This window comes from Micromonospora sp. IBHARD004 (assembly GCF_052814115.1).
The window spans coordinates 1944203-1968089 of sequence record NZ_CP199934.1 but is presented as its reverse complement, the minus strand read 5'-3'; the positions used below and the strand labels follow the sequence as shown (position 1 = coordinate 1968089).

Here is a 23887-nt window from a genome sequence, read left to right as displayed (position 1 = left end):
TACGCTGTATTCGTGGATACGCCGTACGGTAGCGCAGCGATGCCCGTTTGGGAACGGCCCGAGCCCCAGCCGCGGGCGGCACCGGTGCCGTTGAGCCGCGAGAAGATCGCCGCTACGGCGATCCGGCTTGCCGACGCGCACGGCCTCGACGGCCTGTCGCTTCGCAAGATCGCCAAAGCGCTCGGTGTCGGTCCGATGCGGCTCTACGACTATGTGATCAACAGATCTGAACTGCTCGATTTGATGGTCGACGTCGTTTATGCCCGGATCGCCGAGGTCGGCCAGCACTCCGAGTGGCGCGCCACGGTACTGGCCATCGCCCACGCGACCCGCGATGCCGCCCTTGATCATGAGTGGTTTGCCGACCTGCTCGGCGGAAGGCCACACTTGGGACCTCACGCGCTCGCCGTGGGCGAAGCGACCGCGGCGGCGCTGAGCCAGGCCCCCGGCGTGCGCGGCATCGACGATCTCCAGCGGGCTTTGGGCGCCCTCAACGCCTTCATCATCGGAGCGGTCCGCAGAGAGGTCACCGAGCGACGCACCGCCCGTTCCACCGGCACCGATGAAGCCGCCTTTCAGGCCAGCCTCGGCCCCTACCTCACACGCATGTTGAAAACCGGCAGGTACCCCACCGTCGCCCGGCTCGTCATCGACGGCGCCCACCTCAATGCCGAGGAAACCTTCAACCACAACCTGACCACCGTCTTGGACGGCATCACCAGCCGACCCGGACACGCCCGATGAGAGTCCATCGTTGCTGAGAGTGCATCGTTGGGGATCAGGCTGTGGGTGCTGACGCTGGCCGCTTTACACGACGCGGACGTGCAACGCCGTGGTGTCCGGTTCCGCGGCGAACCGCGCAGCGAACTCGTCCTGCAACGAGAACAGCTCGGCCATGGGCGCCGGCCGCCGGGTGGTGCCAGCGAGGTCCTGGTGCGCTTCGCGCGACCACAGAAACGGGTAGACCGTCATGCCGTGCGACAAGGGCAACCCGCGTGTCTCCTCTTGCCAGCCCGGCCAGCGCAGGGACTCGTAGAAATGGCCGGTACCACCCTCGGCGATCCACGAAAGCCAGGCGCCGTGACCAGCGCCGAGGGACTCCCACTCCAACGTGTCCGGCCCGAAGTAGCACACCTCGCCGGGCTCCCCGGGGCGGCCGATGTTCGCCGGATCGGGGCCGTTGACCTCGAACCGTCCGCCGAGCACGTCGTAGCCGACCACCAGCGCCGCGGGCGCCTGCTCATCGCCCGGCAGGCCGTTGACCTCCGCCAGCGAGGGCAGACCGCGCTCACCACCGCCGCCGAGCACACGCAGCCAGCCGTCGTCGACCAGCAGACCACCGGTGTGCAATGCCAACGCACCCAGCCGCGACCGTGTGGAGACCTGCAGGCGGTACAGGCTGTCCCGCCCGACGGCTGCAGAGACCGGCAAGATGTTGATCTGCGGATTCGACAGCAGTTCCATCTCGAGCGCTGGCCACGCCGGATCGGATGTAGCCGTCAGCTCCTCTACGGTGCGCATCCGATCATCATGCCCCGGCCGCTGCACGCCGGCGAAGTGCGTCCCGCTGACCCACTGACCCCGGTCGAGCAGCCTGACTGCCACCAGGTGGAGTTGGTTCGTGGGGTCGCTCCACATCGTAGAGATCCACGTGCCGCTCGGCGTCGAGCCAGAGAATTTCTCAGTCCCGTCGCATCGGTGTAGAGCGCCTCGGCGAGCTCTCCACCCCCAGCGTGGCCCGCAGCCGCACCAGCACGGCCAGCGCGATCTTCCCGAGTGGGTGGCCGTCAGCCGCGACACACCGTATGACGTTACCCTCGCAAAACCGGCCAGAATGGTCGCATTGGATCGGATCAGGCGCGCGATTCGGTCGACGGGCCTGGCACGTACTCGAGCACGACCGCCCTCAGGTAGCGCGGGGTGGTGGGGAGATCGGCCGCTCCCACCGCGAACATCAGCGGGCTGCCCGGGGTTCCGGCAATCCCGTGCAGGCTCATGCCGACAGCGTCCGTCGGCTGCGGCGCGGGCATGCCGACCCACGCGCCCGTGCTGTACGCGGCGAGCGCCGCGCTCGGCGCCGGGGAGTTCTCGATCAGCCACGGCAGTCCGGCCGGGTCGGTCGCCACGTCGGGCAGCGCGCCACCCGGCGCGTCCCGGAGCACCTCGAAGGATCCGCCGCCGCCGCGCACGGCCAACCCATCGTCGCCGACTGCCCACAGCTCGCCGGACGAGCGACCCGCGAGCGCTTCGAACGAGGACTCCTGTTCGTTGATGCCCACCTGGACCGTACGCCAGCCTGAGCCGTTCCAGTGAAAGAGCAGCGGGCCCTTGAACCCCTCCCACGCGCCGTTGCCGGCGGCCCAGACGTCATCCGAGCGAAAGGCCTTGATCGCGGTGAAGGTGCAGAAGTTCGGCATGCCACCGAAGGACGTGCCGCCGGTGCGGCATTCGGCGGGCGACTGGTGCGACCGCCAGGACCGGCCGTCCCACCGCTCGATGATCACCTCGCTTTGGTGATTGCCCACCACCCAGGCGTGTCCACCCACGACGGTGAGTCCGGTGATCAGCGCGTAGCTCCTGCTGTTGCCCCGCGCGAACGGCACCTCGCGCCAGGCGGTCCCGTCGTAGTGCAGGACGTGCGTCACCTGGTCCTCCGGGACGGCGGCGGCCGTGCTGCCAACCGCCCAGACGTTCGAGGGCGAGTCGGCCGCGACGAGGTCGAACCGACCGTGCCACGCGATCGCCGGCAGCGCCGCGCGTGCCCAGCGCGTCCCGTCCCACTGGAGGATCAACGGGGTGCCGGTGTCGTTCGGCTGTTCGGGCGAGTAGGCCTCGCTGCCGACGGCCCACGCGTGCGTGGCGTCCACCGACACGACGTCCCACAGCACGCTGGTCGGCCCGGCCAGCTCCGGCAGAGTGGCCAGGCGCCAGGCCGGTGCCGGCGCGTTGGTAACGACGGCTTCGGGCGACCCATTGGCGGCGGTCGCGGTGGGTCCCGAGGGTGATGCCGAGGTGCTCGTGCCGGCACGTTCGCCGGTGCACCCCGACGCCAGCAGGACAGCGGCCAGCGTCACGGCAATCTTGCGCATGGCACCGATGATCGCAGGGCGGCGCCACCCCAGGGTTCCCGTTGATCAACGCGCTATACGGGCGTGGATCACGGCGAAGGCGTTCAGGTGCCAACGCGGGACGCGGAAGGGCCCAGACCACCGTCAGGGCGTCGTGCCCGAAGACGTGCCGCATCTGGGCCAGCAGGGACGGGAAGTGGTTGCGGTGGTCCAGCGGGGTGGCGATGCGGTACAGGTCGGCGATCCCCTGCCTGCGGGCCGCCCGGCCGGACGTGATCGCCTTGCCCTGCGCGGTACGCGAGGCCCAGGTCGGCCAGCCGGAGTCGAGGGGTCAGCCCTGAAGCAGTGGCGTATCGGTTCCATGCGCCCTCGGCTTCGACCGCGAAGTCAACTGGCCGTTCGGCCGCCGACCAGCAACAGTGACTTGCCGACCGTAGTGCGCGGCTAGTGCGCCGAATTGAGTGCGCTCTATCCGCCGGCAGGAGAACACGCCAACCTCCATGATCGGATCCCCAGCACACAGAAAGCCGTAGCACCTAGACACTCGGCTCGGAGCCGATGTCAAGGCCAGCCCTTCGGGTCGACCTACGGTCGCGCCCTGCCCCCGCCCCCTTGCGGACGACTACCCGCTCCTAACCGGGAAACCACTACTACAGTCCCGGATCTTGAAACTGGATTCATGATCCGGGACTGTAGTACCAGCCGCCGCACCTCGATGCGCTGCTCGGGAGTCAACTCCACCGTCAAGACCTTCGGCATCGCCACCACCCCCACCAAAGCCCCTACCCAACACAGCGTTGAGCTTCGCCCCAAACCCCGCTTACGGCTGGAAGTACTCCGACATCAGGCGGCTGACCCATTCCGGCTGCTTGATGTTCATCGGGAGGAACTCCGCCATCGTCGGCTTCAGGTCGATGACCGGGGTGCCCGAGACCGCATCGAGGCCTACCACCGTCAATTCGCGGCCGTGGACGGATTCGATGGCGCAGCACGTTACCCCGATGCGGTTCGGTCTGCGGGGGCCGCGGCCAGCGAATACGCCAACGGGCGGGAGGTCGGAGCGGCCGCGGTAGGGGCGGGGTTCGCGGTAATCGCCGTGTTCCGGGAACTGGTCGAAGATGAAGAGGACCTCCACGTGGGAGAAGCCCTCCAGACCCTGAAGGCACGCCTCACCGAAGCGCTCGTCGATGGTGATCGTGCTGCGGACAGCACCCCAGTTGTCCGTGTGCTGGACATCCGTCCGGTCGTTCCGGACCGCACCTATCGGGGTGATCTCGAAGCTCAGCATGGCTAGAGGCTATCTGCACCGCGCCCATACCAGCGTCGAGGCCATCGGCGCCGCCGTCGACCACGCCCTGACCCGCCAACGAGACCGCATCCAAAGGATCAGCAGCAAACTTCACCAAGGCCGCTTTTAGAGAACAAGGCCATGTGCAGAGACTTGCAGCTCTCAGGAAGGCGCCGTCGGCCCTGACCAGCAGCGCGAAAGTTCCAACCAGGCCCTGACGGGCGACGAGGCCCTGGACGCCTGGCGTAGGTGAAACGCTTCCCGGATGGCGGGAAATTGCGCGGCGTGCGGTGGCCGGAGCGGCTAGGTTGCCGGGCGTGCGCAGGATTGTTTCGGTCAACCTGGCGGTGCCGGAGCCCAACCCGGCCAAGGGCGTTGGTGTCACGGGCATCAACAAGCGGCCGGTTGATCACCTGGTTCACGTGCGCGCGCCGGGGCCGAAGACGACCGGGCTGCACAGCGGCCTGGTCGGTGACCAGATCTTCGACATCGAGCACCACGGCGGCGACGACCAGGCGGTTTACGCGTACGCGCGGGAGGACTACGACTGGTGGCAGGCGCGGCTGAGCCGCCGGCTGGCCAACGGACTCTTCGGCGAGAACCTGACCACCGAGGGGGTGGACGTCAACGGCGCGGTCATCGGCGAGCGGTGGCGCATCGGTCCACGGTTGGTGCTCCAGCCGACGTTCGGCCGCATCCCGTGCGTCACGTTCCAGCACAAGATGGGCGAGCCGCGCTGGGTGAAGACCTTCACCCGAGCGAACCGCCCGGGCGCGTACCTGCGTGTGCTGGAGCCGGGTGAGGTGTGGGCCGGTGATCCGGTGACCGTGGAGGACCGTCCGGCGCACGGGGTGACGATCGCGCAGGCGTTTCGGGCGTACCTGACCGAGCCGCAGCTGCTGCCCGAGCTGGTCGAGATCGACGGGCTGCCCGACGACCTGCGCGAGACCCTCGCGGAACGGCTTCTCCGGCGGCGGTAGCTCGTGATCCAGTGGCCGACGCTGTCGATCGGCAGGCTCGTGTCGAGCAGCCCCCGCGGCCGTACCGGTGTGGGGCCTGGCCACCCCGCGTGTTCGACACCACGAGTAGCCCACGAGCCTCCTTCATAGGCACATCCCCAGCAAAGCGACCCACCCCGGTGCCGCATGATCGGGGCAGGCGTCACGACCCGCACCGGGCGCGCGGCGGTGAGCTGCATCGTGAACGGCGCAACGGCCTCTCTTGCCGCTGATCGCGCGCCTCTGCCGAGATGAGTGCGTGGCTGCTGTGGAACCTCGACCCCGATCAGCAACTGCGTAACGCCTGCCGCGGCTTGCCGCTCTGTATCTGGTATAGGTGCCCTAGCTGCCGCGGTCAGCCGCATCGGTCGTGGCGGTCGTGGCGGTCGGACGTCGGGGTCATCCGAGCCACCGGTCGAACCAGGCGCGGGTGCGGCGGAGCACGTCGAGTTGGTGGTTGCGTTCGCGGATCGAGTGGTTCTCTCGGGGATATACGACGTACTTGTGCTCGACTCCGAACCTGCGTAGCGCGCGGTGGAAGAACTCCGCCTGTGATACCGGAACGTTCGTGTCGTTCTCGCCGTGCAGGATCAGCACCGGCGTGCGGACCTTGGAGGCGTACGAGATCGGGCTGAGCCGGTCGTGGCGGTGTGGACCCGGTCCTTCCCAGCCGCTGCTGCCGCCGAGGGCGGACTCGAACGGCCCCTGCTCTCCGGTTGCGGCGAGCATTCCCCAGTCGCTAATTCCGGCGCCCATCACGGCGGCCTTGAACCGGTCGGTCTGCCCGACCGCCCATGCGGCCATGAAACCGCCGTGGCTCCAGCCGCCGATGCCCAGCCGGTCCGGGTTGGCGACGCCGTCGGCGATGAGCAGGTCGATGCCGGCGCAGATGTCGGTCCACTCATCGAGGCCGACCGCACCGGCGACGCGCACCGCGAAGTCGTGGCCGTGCCCTTTGCCGCCGCGCGGGTTCGGCAGAAACACGGCGTAGCCCGCGGTCGCCAGCCACTGGCCGGACGGGTCCCAGCCGAGCATGAGCCGGTCGGCGTGCCGGTCGTACGGGCCGCCGTGGACCAGTGTCACCAGTGGAAAGGGCCCGTCCTTGTGGGACCGGCCGGCGGGCAGGATCAGCAGGCCGTCGAGGGCCAGCCCGTCGGATGCCTCGTATGACAAGCGTTCCTGGACACCCCACCGGATGTCGCGCAGTTCGGGCCTGAGGTCGGTCAGCCTCGTCAGCGGCCCGCAAGTGGGGCCGGCGTGGACGTTTCCGGGCTCGTAGGACGTGCTGACCACCGCCGCGACGGCGTCACCGTGCCGGTTCGTGGTCAACGACGTCGCGAGGCCGTCGACTCGGGACACCTCGACGAGGGTGGGCCCGGCCGGATCGAGCCGGTGGATCGCGGTATCGAGCCCGTCGGCGACCAGCACCAGCGGCGGACCGGTGTCGACCTGGACCAGGTTGCTCGGGCAGCCGGTCGTGCCGGCGGTCAGGTTACGGTGCTCGCCCACCGGCCCGCTCACCGGTACGGCGACATCGAGAACCGCGTGTCCGCCCACCAGAGCTGGCGGGGTCTTCGCGACATATGCCAGGTGCCAGCCGTCGTCGGCGGACCACCAGACGAGCGACGACGCGTCCGCCGCGGCCGGTCCGAGGTCCCGCGTCACGCCGCTGTCCGGGTCGAGCAGGTGCAGACCGGGCTCCACAAGGCCCGGGTCCACGTCGGGGGTCGACCAGGTGAGGACCGCCAGCGTTCCATCGTCGGGCCGCTGGGCCACCTCGACGACATGGCGATCGCCGAACGCATCCGGTGTCCGGACCTCCCGGCTCCGTACGTCGAGCAGCCGCAGCCGGTCCGGGCGTACGCGTTCACCCCACACCCGAGCGTCGTCGCGCTCCCTGTCCCGACGTTCGTCCTCAGCGGACGGTTCATCGGCTGCGATCACGACGACCAGGTCGGGATCGGCCAGCGGGAGGTGACCTGACACCCCACTGGACCAGGACGTGACCGCCTCCACGACACCGTCGACCAGCCCGACCCGGTGTACTTGCGCCGTGCCACGCTCGGCCCGGTCGGAGAGAAAGTAGACCAGCAGCGAATCCGCGGCCCACCGCGGCGCCGAATCGTGCGCCTCACCCGCAGTGAATCGTCGCGGCGACCCGGTCCCGTCGGTGGCGGCGACCCAGAGTTCGCTAACGGGGTGATCACCAGCCCGTCCGACCGGGGCGACCACGTAGGCGACCCACTTGCCGTCCGGCGACAGCGCCAATGCCTGCGGAATACGACCGTCAACCACCAACTCGGCGGTGAGCTGTGTACGGGCCACCGAGGCACAGTACCGATCAACCACCACGGCGACCAACCGATGCCGCAACGCCTCCGCAGCATGGCTGCGGCGCCCTCCCAGGGGCTGTCCCGATCTCGACAACAACGCCAGGAGGAGACGATCTGGCTGCTTGATCGGGTTCGCACATCTGCCGCGATCCGCGCGCTACGCGGCGTTACGAAGTGCTGACTCGGCCGGCATACGCACATGCCGAGAACAGCGTCTCTGTGCGCTCGTGTGCGACGCTGCGTGCGACGCGTTGACTCGCCTGCTGGAGACACACATGGACGTGGCATGGATCGCGACCGATCCTGGAAGTGGCGACCTGGCCTCCACGGAAACCCGGTCTGACGTCGACGGCTTCATGTCCCGGCTCCAGCACCTTCTGAGCGCCGGAGTGGGATACACGGAGGTACGCCGCGTCGAGGCGGACTACCCCCTGTTGACGTTCTCGTTCAGAGGGGACTACGCAGTCATGCACCTGGTTGAGTCCCCAGACGACTGCCGCCTTCTTTGTGGGGATGGCGGGCTGCCCGCGACGAAAACCGTCGAAGTCCCGGTGCTCGGCGACGACTGCACATTCTCGGGTGACTTCGTCTCCAGCGTGACCAAGGCAACGGCGACGATCGCCGCCTTTATCGATGGTGCTCCAGCCGAACGACTCGGAGAGTGGGTTCGGCTCTAAGCCCGCGCAGTGCCGTTTTGGTCGTCACACCGCTTGATCAGGTGCGCGCTCGTGCCGAATCGAGTGCGGTCAGTGTGTTCGGGTCTCCCAGACCGGCTGCTGGGGCTCGTCGTTGTGCACGATGATGTCGACGTGATCGTTCGGGCGGACCGTAGCGAAGTAGAACTGTTGGGAGGGGATGTAACGCTCGCGCCAGCGCCGTTCGACTTCGGCCCGAGATAACACCGGGCGCTCTCGGATCAAGGCGCGATCCACGGTCTTCTCGAGCGCGGTCGACACGAAGATGCGCAGATCCCACCGATCAATCAGTTCCGGGCGCATGAGGAAGACGCCGTCGAAGACCAGCACGGCGTCGGCGGGGGCAGTCGTGACCGGCGGGGACAGCGCAGCATCTGCTGTGCGGTCGTAGACCGCGTATTGGAAGCGTCGATCTCCGCCCGGGCCGAGCGGATCGAGCAGAACCCGGTTCAGCGCGTCGTAATCGTGGGCGTCGAAGTAGCAGCCTTCGGCCGAGTACTCTCCGCGCGGATAGCGCTGTGCCCGGGGGAAGAGGAAATCGTCGATCGTCGCGCGGATGACGTCGCGGCCCTGTGTGCGCAAGACGACGGCCAGCTCGTCGGCGAGCGTGGTCTTGCCTGCGGCGGGCGGTCCGTCGATGGCAACCCGCGTCGGGTGTGCGACTGTGACGGACCCGACTGCCTCAGCCAGGCGGCCGATCACCTCGTCGCGGGTGCCTTGGTCCATCTCCTGCCCCGTCCTAGTCTCGCGAAGGTCGCCGTGTCGAGCCGACCTTATCCGCCAGCCTTTTCGCGCCCACCACTCCCCGATGAGCGAGATTGCCGCATGCGGAAGTGGCTGCGGTCGCGGCGCAAACGGACTGTCATGCCGGCGCTGGTCGCTCGGTATAGCATGACCGGTCATGCCGCTTCGCGCGTGCTGCGCGGCACCGCCGAACTCGCGGTATCAGGCTGCGCAGGGTGATGTCGCCTGCGAAACTCGGTGCGGACCGGTGGCAGAGGTTGGTATTGCGACGCTGGCGGCCGGGAGCCGGGCACGCCCGGCGGCCCGAAGGCGTATGGGCCCACCGGTGTGCCGTGCCCCCATCAGGGGTTCAAATCCCCTCCGGTCCGCCGTCCGCTCATGGCACCCCTTTATGTCAAGGCGTCGCCGGAACCGGGGGTCTAGTGTGGTTGGTGGCCGCCATAATGTGCAGGGTGCGGTTGATGCGGCGGTTGCCGGCGCGGGAGAGCCGGTGGCGTTGCTGGGCGCCCGAGGAGGCGTCCAGGGGTGCGGTGCCGTTCCAAGAGGCGACGGGCCGGTAACCGCAGTGCAGTGGGGCCAGTCGCGGCGTCCCGGCGAGCATGCTTGGTCTCTTCCGGCAATAGAAGATCAGGTTCAGTGAGAAGAAGACACCCTGGCGCTTCTCACCGAATTTGATCCGCTGCTGGTCGGCTGGCCGCCCCGGATCACCTTCGCTGAGAACCCACAACCTGCGCCGCCACGCGTCGGGCACCCCGGCCGCGACCTGCGGCGGTGCTCCGGTCCGCTGGTGTTCCGTCGCCGCTATCCGGACCGACCCGTCGAGGCGGCACGCCGGCTGACCGTCGGTCGCGTCACGCTGGAGATCGTCGGCGGCAGCGTGGTCGGGCACCGCTATCCGGAGCACTTCGACGTGCTGCACGTCGACCCGGAGCTGCCGATCGCCGCGGTGGCCGACGGGATGGGCGCCGGCGAGGGCAGCCGGGTCGCCGGGCGGACCGCGCTGGAGACCCTGGTGGAGCGTCCAGCTCGGCGACTCCCGGGCGTACCGGCTGCACGGCGGGCTGCTGGAGCTGATCACCGTCGACCACACCATGGCCTGGCTGGGCCTGCTGCCCGGCTGGTGGCCGGCGGCGTCCCCGGAGGCGGCCCGCGCCCGCCACCAGCTGCTGCGCCACGTCGGCCACCCCGACCGGCCGGACGCGGCGGGTACGCCGCTGCCCGGCTCCCGGCGTGACCGCGAACACCCTTGACGCTCTGACACTCTGTGCAAATATTGTCAGCATGTCGAACAAACGGTTGGACACCATCCTCGCCGCCGCGTACGAGTGCTTCACCCGGCACGGCGTGCGACGCACGACGATGGACGACATCGCGGCGGCCGCCGGCATGTCCCGTCCCGCCGTCTACCAGTACGTCCGCAACAAGGACGACGCCTACCGGCGGCTCGCCGAGCGGCTCTTCGCCGGCTCCCTCGCCGACGCGCGGCAGGCCGCCGAGGCCCCCGGCGCGGACCTGACGCAGCGGCTGCACGACGTGCTCGCGGCCAAGCTGGAGCTGACGCTGCGGCTGCACCGGGAGAGCCGGCACGCCGCCGAGCTGCTCGACACCAGCACCCGACTCACCGGGGACCTCGCCGAGGCGTACACCCGGGAACTGACCGACGTGGTGGCCGGCGCCCTGGCCGGCGCCGCCGGGCCACGGGCCCGCGCGGTCGCCGACGTGCTGGTCGCGCTCACCCGCGGCCTGGAGGCCGACCTCACCGACCCCGACCTGCCCCGACGGCGGCTGGGCGACGGCGTCGCGCTGGTCGTCGCGGGCCTCGCCACCCACCCTGGAGCCCCGTCATGACCACCGTTCTGATCACCGGCACCTCCTCCGGCATCGGCCGGGCCACCGTCCGGCGCCTGGCCCGCCGCCCCGACCTGACCGTCTACGCCACCGCCCGCAAGGTCGAGGCCATCGCCGACCTGGCCGAGGCCGGAGCCCGGCTGCTCCCCCTCGACGTCACCGACGAGGCGTCCATGCGGGCCGCCGTCGCCGCCGTCGAGGCCGAGCACGGTCAGGTCGACGTGCTGATCAACAACGCCGGCTACGGCGAGTACGGCCCGATCGAGGAGGCCCCGATGGACCGGGTCCGGGCCCAGTTCGAGACGAACGTCTTCGGGCTCAGCCGACTCACCCAGCTCGTGCTGCCCGGCATGCGCCGGGCCGGGCGGGGTCGGATCGTCAACGTCAGCTCGATGGGCGGCCGGCTGGTCTTCCCCGGTGGCGGCTATTACCACGCCAGCAAGTACGCGGTGGAGGCGATCTCCGACGCGCTGCGGCAGGAGGTGCGGCCGTTCGGCGTCGACGTGACGATCGTCGAGCCGGGGCTGATCCGGACCGGCTTCGGCGCGGTCGCCAGCTCCTCGCTCGGCGCCGGGGCCGACCCGGCCGGGCCGTACCGGAAGATGGTCGCCTCCGTCGACGCGGTGATGGCGAAGTCGTACCGCAGCACGGCCCTCTCGGCCACGCCGGAGACGGTGGCCCGGGTGATCGAGCGGGCGGTGACCGCCCGCCGGCCGCGGACCCGCTACCTGGTCACCGCCGCCGCCTGGGCCATGGTGCACACCCGCCGGCTGCTCGGCGCCCGGGTCTTCGACGCGGTGAACCGGCTCCAGTTCCGCTGACCCGATCCCGCCCCGGGTGGGCACGGCCCCGACTACCGTGGGTGAGGAGAACGTGGTCGTGCCGTACCCGGCGCCGGGGAGGTGAGGCGGGATGGCCGCACCCACCCACGGGGCCGTCGTGGTCGGCGTCGGGTCGTCGGAGGAGGACCTCCAGGTGGTCCGGGAGGCCGCCGGCGAGGCCGCCGCCCACGACCGCCCGCTGCACCTGCTGCACGCCTTCAACTGGGCGGCGGCGCTGGAGGCACCGTCCGTGGCCGGGTCGCGCACCGCGGCGGAGGACCTGCTCGAGCGGGCCGGCCAGGTCGCCGGCGAGGTCGAGCCGGCGGTCCCGGTGAGCGGCGAGATCGTCGAGGGCTCCCCGGTCGAGGCCCTGATCCACGCCTCGGAATCGGCGTTCATGGTGGCGCTCGGTGACGGCGGCATGGCCGATTGCCCGGACTGCGTGCCGGCCGACGCGCCCGCCGTGCAACTCGCCGCCCGGGCCGGCTGCCCGGTGCTGGTCGGCCGCGCCGAACCGGCACCGCAGGGACCGGTGCTGATCGGAGTGGACGGCTCGTCGAGCTCCGAGACCGCCCTCGGTTTCGCCTTCGACTACGCCGACCGTCGCGGCGCCCGACTGCTCGCGGTACGGGTGGTCGAGCCCGGCCGGCCGGACGACGACGTGCTCGCCGCGGCGGTCGCCCGGCACGCCGAGCGGCACCCGTCCGTGGCCGCGGAGTGCCACACCGTCCGCGGGGACCCCAGCACCGTCCTGGTCGAACAGTCCCGGTCCGCGCAGGTGGCGCTGGTCGGCGCGCGCGGCGACGAACCGTGGCGGGGCATGCTCGGCGAGGTAAGCCAGACCCTGCTCTACCACTCACCGGCCCCGGTGATCGTCGTCCGTGGACTGAAGCCCGCGCCGCCGGTCGGGACATGACGCCCTCCGGTCCCGGGACCAACGGCCCTGATCGATTGCCCGGGCCTGGGGCGAAGCTGGACGGGCCCGGGGCGGATTCCCGCCTTCGGGTGGCAGAAGACCCCGAGCCGCGAGAGGCTAACGCAGCATGGACACCGCTCTCGACCTGCAGAGCCCACTGACCGAAGACGAGCTGCGCCGGCTTGACGCCTACTGGCGGGCGGCGAACTACCTGACCGTCGGGCAGATCTACCTGCTCGACAACCCGCTGCTCCGCGAGCCGTTGAAGCCGGAGCATGTCAAGCCCCGGCTGCTCGGCCACTGGGGCACCGGCCCCGGCCTCAACCTGATCTACGCGCACCTCAACCGGGTCATCGTCAACCGCGACCTCAGCGTCATCTACATCACCGGTCCCGGGCACGGCGGGCCGGCCCTGGTGGCGAACACCTGGCTGGAGGGGACCTACAGCGAGCTGTACCACTCGGTCAGCCGGGACGAGGCGGGCATGCAGCGGCTGTTCCGCCAATTCTCCTTCCCCGGCGGCATCCCCAGCCACGTGGCGCCGGAGGTGCCGGGTTCGATCCACGAGGGCGGCGAGCTGGGGTACGCGCTGAGCCACGCCTACGGCGCCGCCTTCGACAACCCGGATCTGCTGGTCGCCTGCGTGATCGGCGACGGCGAGGCGGAGACCGGCCCGCTGGCCGGAAGCTGGCTGTCCAACGTCTTCCTCAACCCGGCCCGCGACGGCGCGGTGCTGCCCATCCTGCACCTCAACGGCTACAAGATCGCCAGCCCGACGGTCCTGGACCGGATCCCCACCGACGACCTGCTCTTTCTGATGCGCGGCTACGGATACGAGCCGTACCTCGTCTCCGGCGACGACCCGACCCGAGTGCACCAGAGCCTCGCCGCCACGCTGGACCGGGCCGTCGACGAGATCGCCGAGATCCAGCGCCGGGCCCGCTCCGGCGGGGACAGTCGGCGCCCCCGCTGGCCGATGATCATCCTCCGTACGCCGAAGGGCTGGACCGGCCCGCGGGAAATCCACGGCAAGCAGGTCGAGGGGACCTTCCGCGCCCACCAGGTGCCCATCGACGGGGTGCGGAAGGATCCGGAGGCCCTGGCCGAGCTGGAGCGCTGGCTCCGCAGCTACCGGCCGGAGGAGCTCTTCGACGCCACCGGCGCCCCGGTCGCCGAGCTGACCTCGCTGCCTCCGACGGGGAACCGGCGGATGAGCGCCAACCCGGTCACCAACGGCGGCGTGGTGCTGCGCGACCTGAACCTGCCGGACTTCCGCGCCTACGCGATCGACGTCAAGGAGCCGGGCGAGCCCATGGTCGGCTCCACCGGCGTGCTCGGCCAGTGGGTCCGCGACGTGATCACCGCCAACCCGCAGAACTTCCGCCTGTTCGGCCCCGACGAGGTCGCCTCCAACCGGCTGGGCGCCGCCTTCGAGGTCACCGACCGGGCGTTCGTCGGCAAAACGGTCCCCGGCGACGACCACCTCTCCCCCGACGGCCGGGTGATGGAGGTGCTCTCCGAGCACCTCTGCCAGGGCTGGCTCGAGGGCTACCTGCTCACCGGCCGGCACGGTATCTTCACCAGCTACGAGGCGTTCATCCACATCGTCGACTCAATGGTCAACCAGCACGCCAAGTGGCTGAAGGTGACCCGCGGCATTCAGTGGCGGCAGCCGCTGGCCTCGCTCAACTACCTGCTTTCCAGCCACGTGTGGCGGCAGGACCACAACGGCTTCTCGCACCAGGACCCGGGCTTCATCGACCACGTGGTCAACAAGAAGGCCGAGGTGGTCCGGGTCTACCTGCCGCCGGACGCCAACACCCTGCTCTCCACCATGGACCACTGCCTGCGCAGCCGGCACTACATCAACGTCGTGGTGGCCGGCAAGCAGCCGGCGCCGAACTGGCTGACCATGGACGAGGCCATCCAGCATGCCAGGCGGGGCCTGGGCATCTGGGACTGGGCCAGCACCGACCAGGGCACCGAACCGGACGTGGTGCTCGCCTGCGCCGGCGACGTGCCGACGCTGGAGACACTCGCCGCGGCCGACATGCTCCGCCAGCACCTGCCCCAGTTGAAGGTGCGGGTGGTCAACGTGGTCGACCTGATGCGGCTCCAGCCGCCGTCGGAGCACCCGCACGGCCTGCCGGACAACGAGTTCGACACCATCTTCACCAGGGACAAGCAGATCATCTTCGCGTACCACGGCTACCCCTGGCTGATCCACCGGCTCACCTACCGCCGGACCAACCACGACAACCTGCACGTACGCGGCTACAAGGAGGAGGGCACCACCACCACGCCGTTCGACATGGTGATGCTCAACGACCTGGACCGCTTCCACCTCGTCATCGACGTCATCGACCGGGTGCCCGGGCTCGCCGCGCGCGCCGCCCACCTCCGCCAGGAGATGGTCGACGCCCGGCAGGCCTGCCGCGACTACACCCGCCGGTACGGCGAGGACGACCCCCGGGTCGCCGAGTGGCGCTGGATCCGCGAGACCGAGCCCGGCCTGCGGAGCGGTCAGTGAGCGGGCTTCGAGGCGACGGGAGGTCGGTCCGGTGAGCGGCGATGAGATCCTGGTCGGCTACGACGGCTCCGCGGACGCCACGGTCGCCCTGAACTGGGCCCTGGACGAGGCGGGTCGCTCGGGCCGGCCGGTCCGCCTGGCGTACGTCTTCGAATGGCTCACGGTGGCCGGTTGGATCGGTCCCGGGCTGGCGCCCGGCGTCTGGCCGGACGAGCACGCCCGGCGGCAGGTCGAGGAGCTGGTCCGCAAGGCGGCGGCGGACGCCGCCGCCGAGCGGCCCGGGCTCACCGTGCACGGCGAGGTCTTCGACGGCCCGCCCGCCCTGGTGCTGCAGGAACGCTCCAACCAGGCCGGGATGCTGGTCCTCGGCAGCCGCGGGCACGGCGGGTTCGGCGGCCTGCTGGCCGGCTCCACCGCGGTCTCCGTCACCGCCCACGCGCACTGCCCGGTGGTGGTGGTCCGGGACGGCCAGGCCGCCACCTCCGGCCCGGTGGTGGTCGGCGCGGACGGCTCGGAATCCTCGCTGCGGGCGCTCGGCTTCGCGGTCGAGCGGGCCCAGCAGCGGGACGTGCCGCTGCGGGTGATCCGGGTGTGGGAGCCGCCCGGCGAGCCGTGGGCACCGCCGGGCTTCGACCCCGAGGAGGCGAACGCCACCGCACGGGCGGCGGCCGAGGAGGAGCTGGCCGGCTGGCGGGAGAGCTTCCCGGCCGTCGAGGTCGACCTGCGGGTGTCGCCGGGCAACCCGGCCGCCCTGCTGGTCGAGGCGAGCCGCGAGGCGCAGCTCGTGGTGGTGGGCAGCCGCGGTCGGGGCGAGCTGCGCGGAATGCTGCTCGGCTCGGTGAGTCAGCAGCTGCTCCAGCACGCGCACTGCCCGGTCGCGGTGGTCCGGGAACGCTGAACGCCCCGACCCGACCGCCGGCCCGCCGGTCGCCGGTCGGCGGTCGGCGGGGTCGATCTCGGGTACGGCGTGCTCGATCAAGCTCCGATACCCTGCGGCGATGGTGTTCGAGCCGGGACAAGTGATCATCCGCAGATACCTCCGGGGGCCGTGGTGCACCTGGGCGCAGCCGATGCGGGTGCTGGCCGACGACGAGCGGGGGCTGCTGCTCTGGCACCCCGTCGGCAGCGACTTCGCCCGGCTCGTCGACGCCGACGGCAACACCCAGCACGAGATCACCGTCGACCGGATGCGGGACCCGAAGCTGACCGGCCTCACCTGGCGGGAGTACGACGTCCTGGTGCTCATGCCGCCGGGGGCGGCCCACTCGGTCTGGTGGTTCTTCCGTGCCGGTGTCTTCGCCGGCTGGTACGTCAACCTGGAGGAGCCGTACGTCCGGCGGCCGGACGGGGTGGACACCAACGACCTCATCCTCGACATCGTCGTGACGCCCGACCGGCAGTGGGAGTGGAAGGACACCGACGAGTTCGACGAACGCATCGGGCATCCGCTCTACTTCGACGAGGCGACCGCCGCCGTGGTGCGCGCCGAAGGCGACCGGCTCGTCAAGCTGATTGAGGCGGGCGAGTTCCCGTTCGACGGCACCTGGACCGACTTCCGGCCGGACGGGCACTGGCCGCCACTCCGACTACCGGCGGACCTCGGCTGAGGGCGCGGATCATCGACCGTCGCCCGGCCGGCCTTCCGCCGGGCTGAGCGACAAGTAGTCCTCCTAATGGGCCAGGTGCCCGCCCTAATGGGCCAGGTGCCCGCCGACCCGGTCGACCAGCCGCCTGACAGGGCGGGTATCGCGGCGGGACGAAGGGCCCGGCGGCGGGGGGCCTGCGTACCCGTGCCACCGGGCGCCCGATGGCCGAGGATGAAGCGGCAACCCCGCCCCCGCCCCGGCGGGGTGCGGCACGATGGGAAGAAACCGAAAGGTCGTGACGATGAGCCACCAGACGCCGGCCACGGACCGCCCGCTGACCACCGCCCTCGCGGAGGCCGCCGGAACGGCGAGCCACGCGCCCTCGGTGCACAACACCCAGCCGTGGCGCTGGAAGGTCCTGCCCGACTCGCTGGAGCTGCGGGTGGTCCGGGACCGCCAGCTCACCGCCACCGACCCGGAGGGACGGCTGCTGGCGATCAGCTGCGGCACCGCGCTGCACCACGCCCGGGTGGCGCTCGCCGCCGAGGGCTGGACGCCGGTGGTGGAGCGCCTGCCCGACCCCGCCCAGCCGGACCTGCTGGCCCGGTTGACCGGGTTCCGGCACACCGGGGCCGACCCGGACGCGATGCACATGGTGCAGTGCATGCAGGTCCGGCACACCGACCGCCGACCGGTCAGCGAGGAGCCGGTGCCGGCGGCGGCCCTCAGCGAGATCGACCGGGCCGCCACCCGGGAGGGCGTCAACCTGCAGGTGCTCGACGACGACCAGAAACTCCAGTTGGCCACCGCCGCGCAGCACGCCGCCGCGGTGGCGGCGGAGGACCCGCAGCTACGCGAGGAGCTGGCGTACTGGACCAGCCGGGCCGGCACCGGCGCCGGACTGCCGCCCGAGGTGCTGCCCGAGCAGGCGCCGCGGACCACCGTCCCGGCCCGCGACTTCGGGCGCCCCGGCAGCCTGCCGGTCGGCCCGGGGCACGACCGCGCCGCCGCCTACGGGATCCTCTGGGGCGCCGAGGACGAACCGGACAGCTGGCTACGGGCCGGCGAGGGGCTCTCCGCCGCCTGGCTGACCGCCACCCGGCTCGGGGTCTCGCTGGTGCCGCTGAGCGGGGTGGTCGAGGTCGAGGGGACCCGACAGGTGCTGCGGCAGCTGCTCTCCGGCCTCGGCTTCCCGTACATCGCGCTGCGGCTGGGGATCGCGGACCCCACGCACGCCGGGCCGCCGCACACCCCGCGGCTCGACACCGCGCAGACCGTCGACACGTCGGAGGTGCGCGACCAGCTGTCGTAACGGGGCTCGTCCCGCACGATCATGGGGCGATAGCATCGCCGGATGGCCAGTGCACCGAATCCCCGGCACGAGCACGTGACGCCGTCGCTGGGCCTGAGCCCGCTGTCCCGGGTCCGCCTCGACGAGCTGCTCCAGGAGATGCTGGACCGGGTCGGGGACGTGGTGGCCAGCCGGGAGCGGCTACGCGCCCTGCTCGACGCGGTGGTCGGCATCGGCTCCGACCTCGACCTGCGCAGCACCCTGCAGCGGATCGTGCAGTCGGCGTGCGAGCTGGTCGGCGCCCGCTACGGCGCGCTCGGCGTGATCGGCCCAGACCGGCTGCTGCACGACTTCATCATCCACGGGATCGACGACGAGCTGCACGCCAAGATCGGCGACCTGCCGCACGGTCGGGGCGTGCTCGGCCTGCTCATCGACGAGCCACGCCCGGTGCGGATGCCGGACATCACCCAGCATCCCAAGTCGTACGGCTTCCCGCCGCACCACCCGCCGATGCACAGCTTCCTCGGTGTGCCGGTCCGCATCCGCGAGCACGTCTTCGGCAACCTCTACCTGGCCGAGAAGCAGGGCGCGGCGGAGTTCACCGAGGATGACGAGGAGATCGTGGTGGCGCTCGCCGCCGCGGCCGGCGTGGCGATCGAGAACGCTCGCCTCTACGCCCTGGCCCACCGGCGGGAACGCTGGCTGGCCGCGACCGCCGAGATCACCTCGGTGCTGCTCGGCGAGGTCCGGCGCACCGACGCGCTGACCCTGGTGGCCCGCCGCGCCCGCGAGGTCGCCGAGGCGGAGCTGGCGCTGGTGCTGCTCTACGACGAGGACGAGAGCCAGTTCACCGTCGAGGTCGTCGACGGAGCCGACGATCAGGCCCGGGAGCTGGTCGGCGCGGTGCTGCCGGCGGCGGAGACGAGCTTCGCGGCGGAGGTCACCGAGCGCCGGCACACCCTGCTGGACGACCTCGCGCAGGCCGCGCCCTGGCCCACGCCGGTGATCGCCGGCCCGGCGGTGGTCTCCCCGCTCGCGGCGGCGGACACCCTGCACGGCGTGCTGGTGATCGCGCACCGGCCGGACAGCGCCCGCGCCACCGAGGACGACGTCGCGCTGCTGGGCAGCTTCGCCGGCCAGGCGGCGCTGGCCATGGAGCGGGCCCGCGGCCAGGAGGAACGGGAGCTGCTGGTGGTCCTCGAGGACCGCGAGCGGATCGCCCGGGACCTGCACGACGTGGTGATCCAGCGGCTCTTCGCCACCGGCCTGCAGTTGCAGAGCGGCGCGATGAACGCCCGGCCCGAGGTGGCCAAGCGGATCAACTCAGCCGTCGACGACCTGGACGCCACCATCCGGGACATCCGCCGGACCATCTTCGAGCTGCGCACCCCGATGAGCGCGGCGCTGCGCACCGAGATCCGCGAGGCGATCGAGGTGGCCGCCGAGTCCCTCGGCTACCGGCCCGGCCTGGAGCTGACCGGCCCGATCGACAGCGCCGTCCCGGACGCGCTGCGCCCCGAACTCACCGCCGTGCTCCGCGAGGCGCTCTCCAACGCGGTACGCCACGCGCACGCCGCCCATGTGACGGTGGCGGTCAAGGTCGACGCCGGCTGGGTCAGCGTGACGGTCACCGACGACGGCGTCGGCTGCGACCCGGAGGCGGCCCGCAGCGGCCTGGTCAACCTCCGCGAACGGGCCGAACGCCTCGGCGGCGACTTCCAGCTCAGCCGGGTGATCCCGCACGGGACCGAGGTGCGCTGGAGCGTCCCGCTGCGCGACTGATCCGGGCGCCCCGGCGGGGGCGAGGCCGGGTCAGTGGGTCTTGCCGAGCAGCCGGGTGGCGAGCACCGCGGCCTGGGTACGCCGTTCCAGGCCGAGCTTGGCCAGCACGCTGGAGACGTAGTTCTTGACCGTCTTCTCGGCCAGGAACATCTTGCCGGCGATCTCCCGGTTGGTGAGCCCCTCGGCCACGTACTCCAGGATCCGCCGCTCCTGCTCGGTGAGGGTCTTCAGCTCGCGGGGCTGCTCGACGCCGTTGCGGATCCGCTCCAGCACCCGGGTGGTGATCGCCGGGTCGAGCAGCGACTGCCCGGCCGCCACCCGGCGCACCGCGTCCACCAGGTCGGTGCCGCGGATCTGCTTGAGCACGTACCCGGCGGCGCCGGCCATGATCGCCGCGAAGAGCGCCTCGTCGTCCTCGTACGAGGTGAGGATCAGCCCCTTGATCGAGGAGTCCACGGCCCGGACGTCCCGACACACGTCGATGCCGTTGCCGTCGGGCAGCCGGGCGTCGAGGATCGCCACGTCGGGGCGGAGCGCGGGGATGCGGCGGGCCGCCTCCTGGGCGGAGGAGGACTCGCCGACCACCTCGATGTCGCCGCTGCTCTGGAGCAGATCGGCAAGGCCACGACGGACGACCTCATGGTCGTCGAGCAGGAACACCCGGATCATCCGTCTTTTCTACCCGGTCGCCGCCGCGTTTCACACGGGCCGAAGGTCCCTACCGTGGCGCGCCGCCCCGGGCAGTGGGGCCCGACCAGGAGGGGACCTCCGGCCCTGCGCGCAAAGCCGCTGGTGACGGACTGTGGGAGTGAACCAACCGGGGGGCGGCACGGCTGCCACGGAAGGAGCATGACCATGACCACCGGCTTCACCGTCGAGCAGCTCAGGGCCGCCGCCAGCGACGCCGTCCGGGCGCCGTCCCTGCACAACACCCAGCCGTGGCGGTTCCGGCTGCGCGACGGCGGGATCGAACTCTCCCTCGACCCGCTGCGCCGGCTGCCCGCCACCGACCCCGGCGGCTGGGGCGCCCGGATCGCCTGCGGGGCGGCCCTGTTCAACCTGAGGCTGGCGCTCGCCGTCGCCGGCACGCCGGCCACGGTCCGGCTGCGGCCGTACCCGGCGGAGCCGGACGTGCTGGCCCGGCTCGTCCCGGACCTGCCGCGCCGCCCCACCCCGACCGAGCAGAGCCTGCAGGGGGCGATCCGCCGCCGGTTCAGCAACCGCGCGCCGTTCTGGCCCGACCCCGTCCCCGCCGACGCCCGCTGGCAGCTCGGCGAGGCGGCCCGGGCCGAGCAGTGCTGGCTGGAGCTGGTAATCGGGACCAGCGCGGTCAACGCGTTCGCCGAGATCGCCCGCAGCGCCCACCGGGTGCTCGAACGCGACCCCGCGTACGTCGCCGAGCGGACCGCGTGGATCCGTTCGGAGCCCTCCCCCGACGGGGTGCCGGCAGCCGCCGGCGGCCCGCAGAGCGAACCGCAGGACCTGCTGCCGCAGCGCGGCTTCGGCGGGCGCAACCGGGCGCCGGGGCGGGACTTCGAGCCGGAGCCCCTCGTCGCCGTGCTCGGGTCGGTGGGAAACACCGCCACCGACCAGATCATCGCCGGCCAGGCCCTGCAGCGGGTGCTGCTCACCGCCACCGACGTCGGGCTGAGCGTGTCGATGATCTCCCAGCCGATCGAGGTGCCGGGGGCGCGGGAGGCGCTGCGGCTGTCGCTCGGCCGGTTCGGCACGCCGCAGATGGTGATGCGGATCGGGTACGGGCAGCCCGGCGTCGCCACCCCGCGCCGCCCCGTCGACGAGGTGCTCGACCTGCCGGTGGTGCCGGCCTGACGGTCAGGCCGGCGCCGCCCGGCCCGCCACCGCGGCCAGCAGGGCCGCCTCCCGCTCCGGATCCAGGCCCACCGCCGCCCGCGCCGGTCGGCCCGCACGCGGCGGGATCCGCCCCACCTCCCGCAGCCAGCGCCAGGTGTCGGCGACCGTCTCGGCCGCCGGACGGCAGGCCAGTCCCGCCGCGTACGCCCGCTCGACGTCGCGCTCCTGCAACCAGCGGTACTCGTGGCCGAGCGGGATCCAGATCGGCAGGTCGTTCCAGGGCTCCACGCCGGCGGCGAGGATGGGCTCCGGGTCCGTCCAGCGCAGCACCGCGTCCGAGCCGGTCACCGCGACGGCCGCGTCGAGCAGCTCACCCATCGTCGCGTGCCCGGTGCGACCCACCACGTTGTACGCCCCGCCGACGCCCTCCGCGCCCCGGTCCAGCAGCCACGTCGCCAGGTCCCGTACGTCGACGTACTGCACCGGCAGCTCGCGCGGCCCGGGCGCCAGCACCTCGCCACCCCGGGCGACGCGCCCCAGCCACCAGGGCAGCCGCCCGATGTCCTCCCCCGGCCCGAGGATCAGCCCGGCCCTGGCCAGCAACGCCCGGTCCGCGAAGACCTCCACGGCGGCCCGCTCGCCGCCCGCCTTCAGCTGCGCGTAGTCGCCCTCCACCGCGTCGGCGGCCGCCGCGACGGTCGGCGCGTCCTCGTCCGAGCCCGGCTCCACCGGTTCGGCGTAGACGGAACCGCTGGAGACGTAGACGTAGTGCGGGACCGAACCGACCAGCGCCCGCGCCGCGTCCCGCACCGCCCGGGGCGCCCCGTCCCAGGTGTCCACCACCAGGTCCCACTCACCACCGGCCAGCGCCGCCAGGCCGCCCGGCGCCGTCCGGTCACCCCGCAACCGCTGTACGCCCGCCGGCACGTCGCCGTGCAGCCCCCGGTTGAACACCGTCACGGACCAGCCGCGGCGTACCGCCTCGGTCACGGTGGCCCCACCGACGAATCCCGTTCCACCCAGCACCAGCATTCTCATGCGCCCAGCCTGCCCAGGCTCCGCGTTGACCGCGAGAGATGTTCACGGTGAGCGGATCTGCCCTGGGCAGAAGAGGGGCGGAATGTCCGGTTCGTGGGTGGATGGCAGCGCGCGCCTGCCGGGGGTGCGGGGTACGTGTCCGGGTGTCGGGTTCAGCAGGCCGGCCGGTTCCTCAGGCGGGAATCGTGGCCGGGTCGGCGTCGTTACATATCCCGTTACGACCGAAGCACCTGGCCCGCTCGACCCGGCCGATGGCCGGGCCCCGGAATGATGGCGGGCCGGCGGTCGTTACACATGGTCCCGGCGCCGCGAAGAGGCCCCCGCCCCGCGGTCGGACCAGAGACTTCCCCCTTTTTGCTTGTGAGCGCCTGACGGTGCTTGCGCATCTCCCGGCCCCCACCGGGTGTGCGCCAACCCCCCAAGGAGCTTTCGTCATGAACACGATGCTGCGTAAGAGCGTGCTCGGTATTGCTGGTCTGGCGTTCGCCGGTGGTCTGGCCGCCGGCCCGCTGAACCACCACGACGCCACCCCGACCAGCGCGATGACCCCGGCCGCCGTGCAGGCCGACAAGCCCGACATGGGCAAGCTGATCCCGCACGGTGTGCAGGGCGCCCAGTCGAAGATCACCCTGAACGACGAGCAGACCGCCAACGCGAAGGCGATCATCGCCGCGACGAAGAAGGCGGGTCTGCCGGAGCGGGCCGCGGTCATCTCGATCGCCACCAGCCTGCAGGAGTCGAAGCTGGAGAACCTGGGCCACCTGGGTGACGCCAACGACCATGACTCGCTGGGCCTGTTCCAGCAGCGCCCGAGCTCGGGTTGGGGTACGCCGGAGCAGATCACCGACCCGGAGTACGCGACCCTGGCGTTCGAGAAGGGTCTGAAGCAGGTCGACGGGTGGCAGGACATGCCGCTGACCGAGGCCGCGCAGACGGTGCAGGTGTCGGCCTACCCGGACGCCTACGCCCAGTGGGAGAAGCAGGCCGCCCACATCGTCGCCCAGCACTGGAACAGCTGACCTGTAGAGCAATACGCCGCTGGCCGGCACCCCGAGACAGGGGTGCCGGCCAGCGGCGTATTCGCGCCCCCACACCGGACCGGGTCAGGGGAGCACCTCGATGCCATGGGCTCGC

At 71.5% G+C, this 23887-nt stretch carries 22 protein-coding genes and 1 pseudogene; 15 read left to right on the top strand and 8 right to left on the bottom strand.

Annotated elements, in window-relative coordinates; translation table 11 throughout:
- The first annotated feature begins 12 nt into the window (after nt 1-12).
- Nucleotides 13-744, top strand: coding sequence for a TetR/AcrR family transcriptional regulator (locus ACTWO6_RS09680; RefSeq protein WP_446219307.1), 732 nt, complete (start codon nt 13-15; stop codon nt 742-744).
- 63 nt (nt 745-807) lie between these two features.
- On the opposite strand, the gene ACTWO6_RS09675 is transcribed toward ACTWO6_RS09680, so the two are convergent.
- The 3 genes from ACTWO6_RS09675 to ACTWO6_RS09665 form a co-directional block, all read right to left on the bottom strand.
- Entirely contained in the window at nt 808-1521 is a 714-nt protein-coding gene (locus ACTWO6_RS09675; RefSeq protein WP_446219306.1) for a DUF2625 family protein, read from the bottom strand.
- A gap of 332 nt (nt 1522-1853) precedes the next feature.
- Entirely contained in the window at nt 1854-3089 is a 1236-nt protein-coding gene (locus ACTWO6_RS09670; protein ID WP_446219305.1) for a hypothetical protein, read from the bottom strand.
- A 799-nt stretch (nt 3090-3888) separates the two neighbouring features.
- Entirely contained in the window at nt 3889-4356 is a 468-nt protein-coding gene (locus tag ACTWO6_RS09665; protein ID WP_446219304.1) for an SAM-dependent methyltransferase, read from the bottom strand.
- Between the two features lie 317 nt (nt 4357-4673).
- Here ACTWO6_RS09665 and ACTWO6_RS09660 point away from each other — a divergent pair, with 317 nt between their 5' ends.
- Complete coding sequence (locus ACTWO6_RS09660; protein ID WP_446219303.1) at nt 4674-5336, top strand: MOSC domain-containing protein; 663 nt, start codon at nt 4674-4676, stop codon at nt 5334-5336.
- 417 nt (nt 5337-5753) lie between these two features.
- Here ACTWO6_RS09660 and ACTWO6_RS09655 read toward each other — a convergent pair whose 3' ends face one another.
- Nucleotides 5754-7679, bottom strand: coding sequence for a S9 family peptidase (locus ACTWO6_RS09655; RefSeq protein WP_446219302.1), 1926 nt, complete (start codon nt 7677-7679; stop codon nt 5754-5756).
- A 283-nt stretch (nt 7680-7962) separates the two neighbouring features.
- Here ACTWO6_RS09655 and ACTWO6_RS09650 point away from each other — a divergent pair, with 283 nt between their 5' ends.
- Nucleotides 7963-8364 carry a hypothetical protein gene (locus tag ACTWO6_RS09650; RefSeq protein WP_446219301.1) on the top strand — a complete coding sequence of 134 codons (402 nt, stop codon included), beginning with the start codon at nt 7963-7965 and terminating at the stop codon, nt 8362-8364.
- A 69-nt stretch (nt 8365-8433) separates the two neighbouring features.
- On the opposite strand, the gene ACTWO6_RS09645 is transcribed toward ACTWO6_RS09650, so the two are convergent.
- Nucleotides 8434-9108, bottom strand: coding sequence for a cytidylate kinase family protein (locus tag ACTWO6_RS09645; protein ID WP_446219300.1), 675 nt, complete (start codon nt 9106-9108; stop codon nt 8434-8436).
- Nucleotides 9109-9367: 259 nt separating this feature from the next.
- Here ACTWO6_RS09645 and ACTWO6_RS09640 point away from each other — a divergent pair.
- Nucleotides 9368-9494 (top strand): annotated as a pseudogene (locus tag ACTWO6_RS09640).
- 26 nt (nt 9495-9520) lie between these two features.
- Here the strand turns inward: ACTWO6_RS09640 and ACTWO6_RS09635 are convergent.
- Nucleotides 9521-10204 (bottom strand): transposase, encoded by a 684-nt coding sequence (locus ACTWO6_RS09635; protein ID WP_446219299.1) that lies wholly within the window; start codon nt 10202-10204, stop codon nt 9521-9523.
- 13 nt (nt 10205-10217) lie between these two features.
- On the opposite strand from ACTWO6_RS09635, the gene ACTWO6_RS09630 reads away from it, so the two are divergent.
- The 9 genes from ACTWO6_RS09630 to ACTWO6_RS09590 all read left to right on the top strand — a co-directional run bounded on the left by ACTWO6_RS09630 (nt 10218) and on the right by ACTWO6_RS09590 (nt 19903).
- Nucleotides 10218-10376, top strand: a complete 159-nt coding sequence (locus ACTWO6_RS09630; protein ID WP_446219298.1) for a hypothetical protein — start codon at nt 10218-10220, stop codon at nt 10374-10376.
- Nucleotides 10377-10407: 31 nt separating this feature from the next.
- Entirely contained in the window at nt 10408-10974 is a 567-nt protein-coding gene (locus ACTWO6_RS09625; protein WP_446219297.1) for a TetR/AcrR family transcriptional regulator, read from the top strand.
- A complete protein-coding gene (locus tag ACTWO6_RS09620) occupies nt 10971-11795 on the top strand; it encodes an oxidoreductase (protein WP_446219296.1) in 825 nt (274 codons plus the stop codon). Before ACTWO6_RS09625 ends, ACTWO6_RS09620 begins: the two co-directional genes overlap by 4 nt.
- Before the next feature lie 91 nt (nt 11796-11886).
- On the top strand, nt 11887-12711 hold the full coding sequence (locus tag ACTWO6_RS09615) for a universal stress protein (RefSeq protein ID WP_446219295.1): 825 nt from the start codon (nt 11887-11889) through the stop codon (nt 12709-12711).
- A gap of 127 nt (nt 12712-12838) precedes the next feature.
- Complete coding sequence (locus tag ACTWO6_RS09610; RefSeq protein ID WP_446219294.1) at nt 12839-15241, top strand: phosphoketolase family protein; 2403 nt, start codon at nt 12839-12841, stop codon at nt 15239-15241.
- Nucleotides 15242-15272: 31 nt separating this feature from the next.
- Nucleotides 15273-16139: a universal stress protein gene (locus ACTWO6_RS09605; RefSeq protein WP_446219293.1), complete on the top strand. Its 867-nt coding sequence runs from the start codon at nt 15273-15275 to the stop codon at nt 16137-16139.
- A 100-nt stretch (nt 16140-16239) separates the two neighbouring features.
- A complete protein-coding gene (locus ACTWO6_RS09600; protein ID WP_446219292.1) occupies nt 16240-16848 on the top strand; it encodes a DUF402 domain-containing protein in 609 nt (202 codons plus the stop codon).
- A 280-nt stretch (nt 16849-17128) separates the two neighbouring features.
- The gene (locus ACTWO6_RS09595) at nt 17129-18139 is read left to right on the top strand and encodes an Acg family FMN-binding oxidoreductase (protein WP_446219291.1); all 1011 of its coding nucleotides are present in this window, start codon (nt 17129-17131) and stop codon (nt 18137-18139) included.
- Nucleotides 18140-18181: 42 nt separating this feature from the next.
- Nucleotides 18182-19903 carry a GAF domain-containing protein gene (locus tag ACTWO6_RS09590; RefSeq protein WP_446219290.1) on the top strand — a complete coding sequence of 574 codons (1722 nt, stop codon included), beginning with the start codon at nt 18182-18184 and terminating at the stop codon, nt 19901-19903.
- A 30-nt stretch (nt 19904-19933) separates the two neighbouring features.
- Here ACTWO6_RS09590 and ACTWO6_RS09585 read toward each other — a convergent pair whose 3' ends face one another.
- Nucleotides 19934-20572, bottom strand: a complete 639-nt coding sequence (locus ACTWO6_RS09585) for a response regulator (protein WP_446219289.1) — start codon at nt 20570-20572, stop codon at nt 19934-19936.
- A gap of 186 nt (nt 20573-20758) precedes the next feature.
- Here ACTWO6_RS09585 and ACTWO6_RS09580 point away from each other — a divergent pair, with 186 nt between their 5' ends.
- Nucleotides 20759-21733, top strand: coding sequence for an Acg family FMN-binding oxidoreductase (locus ACTWO6_RS09580; protein WP_446219288.1), 975 nt, complete (start codon nt 20759-20761; stop codon nt 21731-21733).
- Between the two features lie 3 nt (nt 21734-21736).
- Here ACTWO6_RS09580 and ACTWO6_RS09575 read toward each other — a convergent pair whose 3' ends face one another.
- The gene (locus ACTWO6_RS09575) at nt 21737-22753 is read right to left on the bottom strand and encodes an NAD-dependent epimerase/dehydratase family protein (protein WP_446219287.1); all 1017 of its coding nucleotides are present in this window, start codon (nt 22751-22753) and stop codon (nt 21737-21739) included.
- 434 nt (nt 22754-23187) lie between these two features.
- Here ACTWO6_RS09575 and ACTWO6_RS09570 point away from each other — a divergent pair, with 434 nt between their 5' ends.
- Complete coding sequence (locus ACTWO6_RS09570) at nt 23188-23772, top strand: hypothetical protein (RefSeq protein ID WP_446219286.1); 585 nt, start codon at nt 23188-23190, stop codon at nt 23770-23772.
- Nucleotides 23773-23887: the final 115 nt, after the last annotated feature.

What these genes read in the sequence shown, in the direction of transcription:
- ACTWO6_RS09675 (WP_446219306.1), bottom strand. Translation starts at nt 1,521, where the DNA reads ATGCGCACCGTAGAGGAGCTGACGGCTACATCCGATCCGGCGTGGCCA.
- ACTWO6_RS09670 (WP_446219305.1), bottom strand. Translation starts at nt 3,089, where the DNA reads ATGCGCAAGATTGCCGTGACGCTGGCCGCTGTCCTGCTGGCGTCGGGG.
- ACTWO6_RS09665 (WP_446219304.1), bottom strand. Translation starts at nt 4,356, where the DNA reads ATGCTGAGCTTCGAGATCACCCCGATAGGTGCGGTCCGGAACGACCGG.
- ACTWO6_RS09650 (WP_446219301.1), top strand. Translation starts at nt 7,963, where the DNA reads ATGGACGTGGCATGGATCGCGACCGATCCTGGAAGTGGCGACCTGGCC.
- ACTWO6_RS09645 (WP_446219300.1), bottom strand. Translation starts at nt 9,108, where the DNA reads ATGGACCAAGGCACCCGCGACGAGGTGATCGGCCGCCTGGCTGAGGCA.
- ACTWO6_RS09630 (WP_446219298.1), top strand. Translation starts at nt 10,218, where the DNA reads ATGGCCTGGCTGGGCCTGCTGCCCGGCTGGTGGCCGGCGGCGTCCCCG.
- ACTWO6_RS09625 (WP_446219297.1), top strand. Translation starts at nt 10,408, where the DNA reads ATGTCGAACAAACGGTTGGACACCATCCTCGCCGCCGCGTACGAGTGC.
- ACTWO6_RS09620 (WP_446219296.1), top strand. Translation starts at nt 10,971, where the DNA reads ATGACCACCGTTCTGATCACCGGCACCTCCTCCGGCATCGGCCGGGCC.
- ACTWO6_RS09615 (WP_446219295.1), top strand. Translation starts at nt 11,887, where the DNA reads ATGGCCGCACCCACCCACGGGGCCGTCGTGGTCGGCGTCGGGTCGTCG.
- ACTWO6_RS09610 (WP_446219294.1), top strand. Translation starts at nt 12,839, where the DNA reads ATGGACACCGCTCTCGACCTGCAGAGCCCACTGACCGAAGACGAGCTG.
- ACTWO6_RS09600 (WP_446219292.1), top strand. Translation starts at nt 16,240, where the DNA reads ATGGTGTTCGAGCCGGGACAAGTGATCATCCGCAGATACCTCCGGGGG.
- ACTWO6_RS09595 (WP_446219291.1), top strand. Translation starts at nt 17,129, where the DNA reads ATGAGCCACCAGACGCCGGCCACGGACCGCCCGCTGACCACCGCCCTC.
- ACTWO6_RS09590 (WP_446219290.1), top strand. Translation starts at nt 18,182, where the DNA reads ATGGCCAGTGCACCGAATCCCCGGCACGAGCACGTGACGCCGTCGCTG.
- ACTWO6_RS09585 (WP_446219289.1), bottom strand. Translation starts at nt 20,572, where the DNA reads ATGATCCGGGTGTTCCTGCTCGACGACCATGAGGTCGTCCGTCGTGGC.
- ACTWO6_RS09580 (WP_446219288.1), top strand. Translation starts at nt 20,759, where the DNA reads ATGACCACCGGCTTCACCGTCGAGCAGCTCAGGGCCGCCGCCAGCGAC.
- ACTWO6_RS09575 (WP_446219287.1), bottom strand. Translation starts at nt 22,753, where the DNA reads ATGAGAATGCTGGTGCTGGGTGGAACGGGATTCGTCGGTGGGGCCACC.
- ACTWO6_RS09570 (WP_446219286.1), top strand. Translation starts at nt 23,188, where the DNA reads ATGAACACGATGCTGCGTAAGAGCGTGCTCGGTATTGCTGGTCTGGCG.